Below are 7,564 nucleotides of genomic sequence, written 5' to 3' on the forward strand. Positions count from 1 at the left end.
CGACCGGCGCTGCCGGCGCGAGGTCCGGCGCCGGCCGGCCGAGCGGCAGCAGGTCGCCGGGCCGCAGCGGCGACCCCGTCGTCCCGCCGATGCGGCCGAGGTCGAAGGTGGCCGCCGAGCCGAGGACGCCGGGCACGTCGAGCCCGCCGCGGACCAGCAGGTAGGTGCGCATCCCGGCGCTGGGCGCCCCGACGCTCAGCGTGCCGCCCGCCGGGACGTCGATCGGCTCCCACTGCGGCACGGCCATCCCGTCGAGCGTCACCGGCGCAGGTGCGCCCGTGACCATGACGGTGGCCGGCGTGCGGAAGCGCAGGGTCGGCCCGTCGAGCGTGCACTCGAGACCCGGCGCACCGTCCGCGTTGCCGAGCGCGCGGTTGCCCAGGCGGAAGGAGAGGTCGTCCATCGGGCCCGACGGCGGGATGCCGACGTGCCAGAGCCCGGTGCGGCCCGGCCAGTCCTGGACGGTCGTGAGCATGCCCGGGCGCACCACCTCGACCCGCGGGTCGGCGTCGGCGACGTCGGCGAGCGTGCCCGTGTGGTGCGTCGCCGCGCGCACCGCCGGCGTGGCGCCGATCGCCCGGAGCAGGCCGAGGTTCGTCGCGACGCCGCCGATCGTCGTGGCGGCGAGCGCGTCGCCGAGCGCGTCCCACGCCTGGGCGCGGTCGGTGCCGGTCGTGATGACCTTGGCGAGCAGCGGGTCGTAGTGGGTCGTCACCTCGGCGCCGGGCTCGATCCAGGTGTCGACGCGCGCCCCGCCCGGCAGGCGGACGGCCGTGACGGTGCCGGCCGACGGGAGGTGGTCGCGGTCGGGGTTCTCGGCGTACACGCGCGCCTCGACCGCATGGCCCGACGGCGTCAGCGGCTCGTCGAGCATGGTCGTGTCGCCCTGGGCGAGCCGCAGCATCCAGGCGACGAGGTCGATGCCCCAGACGGCCTCGGTGACGGGGTGCTCGACCTGGAGCCGGGTGTTGACCTCGAGGAAGGCGGCCTCGCCGCGCTCGGCGTCGTACACGTACTCGACGGTCCCGGCGGAGCGGTAGGCGACGGACGCGCACAGACGGCGGGCGGCGTCCGCGATCTCGGCGCGGACGGCGTCGGGCAGGCCGGGTGCGGGCGCCTCCTCGACGACCTTCTGGTGGCGGCGCTGGAGCGAGCAGTCGCGGTCGCCGAGGGACACGACGGTCCCGTCGCCGTCGCCGAACACCTGGACCTCGACGTGCCGCGCCGCGGTGATGAGGCGCTCGAGGAAGACGCCGGCCGAGCCGAAGCTGGCGCCGGCGGTGCGGCGGACGGCCTCCCAGGCGTCGGCGAGCTCGGCGGGGGAGTGGCAGGCGCGCATGCCGATGCCCCCGCCGCCCGCGGTGGCCTTGAGCATCACCGGGTACCCGACGACGTCGGCCCGGGCGAGGGCCTCGTCGGACGACTCGAGCAGGCCGGTCCCGGCGAGCATGGGCACGCCCGCTGCGCGGGCGGCGTCGCGCGCGGTGTGCTTGGACCCGAACACCTCGAGGTGCTCGGGCCGCGGGCCGACGAAGACGAGGCCGGCCGCCTCGGCCGCGCGCGCGAACGCGGCGTTCTCGGACAGGAAGCCGTAGCCCGGGTGGATCGCGCCCGCGCCCGTCGCCAGGGCGGCCTCGACCACCCGGTCGGCGAGCAGGTAGCTCTGCGCGGCGGGCGCCGGTCCCAGCAGGACCGACTCGTCCGCGAGGTGCGTGTGGGCGGCGCCCGCGTCGGCGACCGAGTGGACCGCGACGGTGCGCAGGCCCAGCTCGCGGGCCGACCGGATGATCCGGACGGCGATCTCGCCGCGGTTCGCGACGAGGAGCGTGTCGAAGCCCATCAGAGCGCCGGGTCCGGGGCGCCGGCGGTGACGACCATGCGCACGGGCGTGGGGTCGAACCCGTTGCACGGGTTGTTGACCTGCGGGCAGTTGGAGACGACGACGAGCACGTCGCGCTCGGCGCGCAGCCGCAGGCTCAGGCCGGGCGCGGAGAGGCCGTCGACGATGCCGAGCGCGCCGTCGGGGTCGACCGGCACGTTCATGTACCAGTTGATGTTGGAGACGAGGTCGCGCTTGCCCAGGCCGCGCCGGCCGCCCTCCGCGAGGAAGTTCTCGACGCACGCGTGCTGGGACGCGGTGTGGTGCCCGTAGCGGAGCGCGTTGGACTCCACCGAGCACGCGCCGCCGAGCGTGTCGTGCCGGCCGACGTCGTCCGCGACGACCGTCATGAGCGGCCCGTACTCGCAGTCGCGCAGCACGCTGCCCGTCGTGAGGAAGATCGAGTCCTGGCCCTGCAGCGTGTCCGGGGCGCTGTAGCGCAGCGACGTGTCGTGCGCGTCGTAGACGAGGAAGTCCACGGCCTGGTTGCCCTCGAGGTCGATGATCGTCAGCTCGTGGCCGGCGCGGACGACCGCCGACCAGGGCGCGCGCGCCGGGACGGTCTGGTCGAGGACGACGGTCTGGTCCGGCACGGCGGTCTGCCCCGGCACGACGGCGGCGACGGTGGTCTCGGTCATCGGTCTCCTCCGGCGGGCGTGCGGGTGGTGGCGAGGTGCGCGGCGGTGCGCTCGAGGGCGCGGCGTCCTTCGGGCGTCGTCGCCCGGGAGGGGGCGCCCGACGCGACCGGGACGGGGTGCCACGCGACGACGTCGAGCGGGCCGCAGGACCAGTCGGGCCGCGGGTCGAGGGGGTGGGCGGTGTTCGCGACGAGCACGACGAGCGGCAGCTCGGCGATGAGCGTGACGTACGCCCCGGCCCCCGCGGAGCCGATCGGCCGGGGCCGGCCCGCGTCGTCGACGCGGTAGCCCTGGAAGAAGGAGATGCTCGGGGGCAGGTCACGGCGCGTCAGGCCGTGCTTGGCCCCGGCCAGCGCGAGGAGCTCGCGTCCGGCGGGGCTCGGGCCGTGCGCGTCCCCGTCGCCGTAGCGCTCGGCGTTGCGGGCCCGGGTGCTCGTCCCGAACAGGGTGTCGTGCCGACCGGACGTGTCCTGCGTGATGCTCGCGAGCGCCCGGCCCTGGTCGGAGAGCAGCAGGTGGCCCGCGGTCGGGTACGCCTGCCACTGCACCTTGACGGTGTCGGCGACGTTGAGGCGCTCCCACGGCCGACCGGCGTGGAACAGCAGGAGGTGCGCGCACGCGTCCCCGGTGAGGTCGGTGAGCCGGACCGCCGTGCCGGGTGCGACCTCGAGGTGCGTGTAGCCGCCGGGCGCGACCGTCTCGGACCACACCAGGTCCGCGGCGGCGACGCCCTCGGGCGGGGTGGGCCGGGCGCTCGCGGGGTAGGTCGGGCGCGGGTGGCCCGCACCCTCGGCGGCCGCCTCCTGGGCACGGGCGTGGTCGCGCGCTCCGGCGGTCGTGGCGGTGGACGGTGCGGCCATGTCGGCCCTCCCATATCTGTCGATCGACAGGTATGAGTCTGGGCGGGCGGTGTTGTCGGCCGATTCCGTGCGTGTGACGGCTGCGTTACGGCCTCGCCTCGGCGGGCTGCCGCGCCGCCAGCACGGCCGCCGAGTCCGGCCAGCCGACGACCCGCAGGCACGCCTCGGCGACCGCGCCGGGCAGCGCGGAGAGGTCGGCGCCGCCCCCTTCGCCGCGGATCCCGATGACGCTCTCGACGAGGCCGAGCACCATGTCGGTCAGGGCCTCGGTCCCGGCGGGGTGCCCGGCCGGCGGCCGGGCCGCGGCGACGAGCCGCCCGTACGCGTCGCGCAGCCGCCGCCGCTCCTCGCGGAACGCCGCGAAGCGCTCGTCGCGGATCTCGGGGAGCAGGTACAGGGCGCCCGTGTTGTGCGGCGTGCCGAGGAGCAGCTCGGCGTCGGCGAGCACGAGCGCGTGCAGCCGGGCGGCGGCGGCCACCGGGTCGTCGTCGGGCAGGTCGGCGAGCAGGGCGTCGGCCGCCTCGAGGGACGGTCGCACGGAGCGCGCGAGCAGCTCGGCGAGGAGGTCGGCCTTCGAGGCGAAGTGGTAGTAGAGCGACGCCTGGCGGATCCCCACCGCGGCAGCGACCGCGCGCGTCGACGTCGCCTGGTACCCGTCCTCGACGAAGAGGCGGGCGGCCGCCTCGAGGATCTGCTCGGCGGCCGGCAGCCCGCTGTCCGCCGGGCCGGAGAGCCTCGGGCGGCCCTGCCGTCGGGTGGTCACGGCGGTCATGCTACGCAGCCGCCGAGCGGCGCCGGACCGCCGCCGCGGCGCCGGCGGCCGCTGTGAGGATTCGTTTACACACCCGTGACGTCTCGAGACCGGGCCGGACATATCGGGGGAGGTCAATGGTGCCTGTCGGGTGACAGGTAACCACGAGCCTCGGAGCATCCATGATCATCGCGGGAGTCGGACTCAGCGTCCTCGCCGTCGTCCTCGTCGGCATCCTCGTCGCGCGCAAGGTCGACGGTGACAGCGCCAACTTCCTCGTCGCCGGGCGACGGCTCGGGGTCCCGCTCGTCGCGGCGTCCCTCACGGCGGCCGCCGTGGACTCGAACGCGACGGTCGGCAACACGGACCTGACGTCCGCCTTCGGGTTCTGGTCCGGCGCCTCGCTCGCGCTCGGCCTGGCGATCTGCCTCCTGCTCACCGGGCTGTTCCTGGCCCGCCCGATGAACCGGATGCGGCTGTTCACGCTGGCCGACTTCTACCGGCTGCGGTACGGGCGCGGGGTCGAGGTCGCGGCGTCGGTGCTCATGATCTTCGCGTTCGCGATCCTCATGGCGGGCAACCTCGTGGCCTGCGGCTTCCTGCTCGAGATGTTCCTCGGCATCGACTACACGCAGGGCGTGCTCATCGCCGTCGTGCTGGTGCTCGTCTACACGATCGGCGGCGGGATGTTCTCCGACGCCTACACGGCCGCGATCCAGATCACGATCACGGCGTTCGCCACGGTCGCGCTGCTGTGGTGGGTCGGGTCGACGATCGGCTTCGCCATCCCCGAGGGCATGGGCCCGTTCGACCTGGAGCAGCTGACCTCGACCGACGCCGGCGCCCCCATCAACTGGGCGACCCTCATCTCGCTGGGCATCGGCGACATCGTCGCCATCGACTTCATGCAGCGGATCTTCTCCGCGAAGAACCCCGAGGTGGCCCGCCGGTCGTGCTTCGCCGGCGCCGCCGGGACCGCCGTCGTGGGCGTCTCGTACGCGCTCGTGTCCCTCGCGGCGGTGTCAGCCTTCGGCCTCGACATGGGCGACGGGCCAGTCCTGTTCTCCCTGCTCGCCGACCACGCCCCGCCCGCGCTGACGATCCTCGTGCTGTCGGGCATCGTGGCGGCGTCCTTCTCGACGGCGTCCGGCGCCATCCTGGCGACGTCGGCCGTGGCGGTGCGCAACATCATCGGGATCCGTCGCGTCGCCCCGGTGGCGGCGGGCGACGGACGCGACCCCCTGCTGCGCTGGACGCGGCTCGCCATGATCCCCGTCGTCGTCCTGGGCGTGACCGTCGCGCTCGAGGTGGCGCAGACGGGGATCCTCCTGACGCTGGCCTTCGACCTCATGCTGGCGTGCCTCGTCGTGCCCTTCCTGCTCGGTCTGTTCTGGCGTCGCGGCGGGACGCGCGCAGCCGTCGCGGCCATGGGCACGGGGCTCGTCGTGCGCCTCGGCCTCTTCGTCCTGACCCCGACGATGTACGGCGTCCCGAACGACATCGCCTACCTGCCCAACAGCCTCGTCCCCGCGAGCTTCGACGGGTGGCCCACGTTCTACGGCGGCCTCGCGTCCCTCGTCGCGTACCTGGTGGCGGCCTTCGTCTGGCCGCGGACCGTGACCGAGGAGGCCTGGGCGATCGCCGACGGCATGCCCGCGCAGGATGAGGCCGACGCCGAGGCCCGCCGCACGGCGGGGGCCGCGCCGCCCATGCGGTGACGGTGCTCCGTACCGGTCCGGTCCGGTGCGGCGCGGTGGCGTGACGGTGCCCTAGCGTGTGCGCGTGACGTCCGCCGAGCCCGCGAGCTCCACCCCCGCACCGGATCAGCCGTTCCGGGTCCGCGCCGCCCTGCCGCGCGACGTCCGCGAGGTCCGCGACCTCGTGGAGCCCTACGCGGCGTCGCGCATCCTGCTCGCCAAGGAGCTGGTCGGGTACTACGAGGCGGTCCAGGAGTTCGTCGTCGCGCAGGACGCGAGCGGCGCGCTCATCGGCTGCGGCGCGCTGCACGTCATGTGGGCCGACCTCGCGGAGGTCCGCACCCTCGCCGTCCACCCGGCCTGGCGGGGGCGCGGCGTCGGGCACGCGCTCCTCGACGAGCTCATCGAGCGCGCGCGGACGCTCGGCCTGCGCCGGCTGTTCTGCCTGACGTTCGAGGTCGACTTCTTCGTCGCCCACGGCTTCCACGTCATCGCGGGCACGCCCGTCGACACGGACGTCTACGCCGAGCTGCTGCGCTCGCACGACGACGGCGTCGCCGAGTTCCTGGACCTCGCGCGCGTCAAGCCCAACACCCTCGGCAACACCCGGATGCTCCTCGAGCTCTGACGGCGCGCGTCGCGGTTCTGGCACCGATCCGGGTGTCGCCGCGCCCGGATCGGTGCCAGAACTCCGGTGGGCGGTCGGGCGGCGGGGCGGCGGTGGGCGGTCGGGCGGTCGGGAGGCGCGGGTCAGTCGAGGACGGACTTGGTGACGGCGACCGCGACGTCGAGCGTGTGGCGGTCGTCGGCCGTCAGGCCGCCCGCGCGCTCGGCCGCGTCCTCGACGGTCCACAGGGCGTTCGTCATCATCCGGAACACCACCCAGTCCCGGGCCCGGTCGTGGTTGAGGCCGCCGACGTCGGTGAGGACCTCCAGCCGCCGCCGCAGCGCCCAGCGCAGCGCGCCGCCCGCCACGGCGTCGTCCCACCGGTTCCACAGCATGGGTGCGACCTCGTAGTGCGGGTCGCCGGACAGCGGCTTGGGGTCGATCGCGAGCCACGGCTCGCGGTCCGCGGCCAGCACGTTGTGGTGGTGCAGGTCCGTGTGGACGAGCGTGCCGTCGGTGGCGGGGTCCGCCGCGAGCTCCCGGCCCAGCGCCACCGCGTGCTCGACGAAGCGGTGCGGCACCGGCGCGCCGCGCGGGAGGCGGGCCAGCCGCCGCGTCCAGTCCCCGACGCACGAGGAGAGGGTCACGAGCTGCGGCGGCGCGGGCACGTGCAGCCGCCCGTACAGGCCCGCGACGACCTCGCAGGCTTCGTCGTCCGGCACCGAGGTGAGGTCGTCCGGGTGCGCCCGCTCGAGCAGCAGCGCGAGGCGGTGCGGGTCGGCGCGCAGCAGCTCCACGGCGCCGTCGCCGTGCCAGCGCTGGAGCGCTACGTGCTCGGTGCGTGCCTCCCAGTGCGGCCAGGTGACCTTGAGGACCGCGGCCCGGTCGGCCTCAGTGCGGACGGGCACGGCGATCGCGCACGCGCCGTGCCGGGGGTCGCCGTCGGCCCGCAGGTCCCACTCGGCCAGCAGGTCGCGCACGAGGCGGGGGAGGGCGTCGAGCCACGCGGCCCACTGCGGCCCGAGTGCCGCCCGGGCGGCGAGGCCCGCCGGCACGACGACGTCCGTCATGCGGCCCCGCCCGGCAGGCGCACCGCGCCGCCCGCCCCGTCGTCGACGACCGCGAGCCCGTC

The 7,564-nt window shown here is 75.3% G+C and carries 7 protein-coding genes; 2 read left to right on the forward strand and 5 right to left on the reverse strand.

The features are described 5' to 3' along the window. From IDM29_RS12960 to IDM29_RS12975, 4 genes are all read right to left on the reverse strand, one after another. On the reverse strand, positions 1-1,840 hold a 1,840-nt coding region (locus IDM29_RS12960; protein ID WP_304518688.1), incomplete at its 3' end, for a biotin carboxylase N-terminal domain-containing protein. Next, positions 1,840-2,517, reverse strand: coding sequence for an urea amidolyase associated protein UAAP2 (locus tag IDM29_RS12965; protein ID WP_188037602.1), 678 nt, complete (start codon positions 2,515-2,517; stop codon positions 1,840-1,842). The genes IDM29_RS12960 and IDM29_RS12965, both read right to left, overlap by 1 nt. Next, positions 2,514-3,377, reverse strand: a complete 864-nt coding sequence (locus tag IDM29_RS12970) for an urea amidolyase associated protein UAAP1 (RefSeq protein ID WP_188037603.1) — start codon at positions 3,375-3,377, stop codon at positions 2,514-2,516. Before IDM29_RS12970 ends, IDM29_RS12965 begins: the two co-directional genes overlap by 4 nt. An 85-nt stretch (positions 3,378-3,462) precedes the next feature. Continuing rightward, a complete protein-coding gene (locus IDM29_RS12975; RefSeq protein ID WP_309232733.1) occupies positions 3,463-4,140 on the reverse strand; it encodes a helix-turn-helix domain-containing protein in 678 nt (225 codons plus the stop codon). A gap of 170 nt (positions 4,141-4,310) precedes the next feature. On the opposite strand from IDM29_RS12975, the gene IDM29_RS12980 reads away from it, so the two are divergent. Next, positions 4,311-5,846 carry a sodium:solute symporter family protein gene (locus IDM29_RS12980; RefSeq protein ID WP_188037605.1) on the forward strand — a complete coding sequence of 512 codons (1,536 nt, stop codon included), beginning with the start codon at positions 4,311-4,313 and terminating at the stop codon, positions 5,844-5,846. A gap of 64 nt (positions 5,847-5,910) precedes the next feature. Next, positions 5,911-6,453: an amino-acid N-acetyltransferase gene (locus tag IDM29_RS12985; protein WP_182112149.1), complete on the forward strand. Its 543-nt coding sequence runs from the start codon at positions 5,911-5,913 to the stop codon at positions 6,451-6,453. A 122-nt stretch (positions 6,454-6,575) separates the two neighbouring features. On the opposite strand, the gene IDM29_RS12990 is transcribed toward IDM29_RS12985, so the two are convergent. Continuing rightward, the coding region (locus IDM29_RS12990) for an aminoglycoside phosphotransferase family protein (protein WP_223148309.1) at positions 6,576-7,564 on the reverse strand (989 nt) is incomplete at its 5' end.

The sequence above is a fragment of the Actinotalea sp. JY-7885 genome (assembly GCF_014525465.1).
Classification (GTDB): domain Bacteria; phylum Actinomycetota; class Actinomycetes; order Actinomycetales; family Cellulomonadaceae; genus Actinotalea.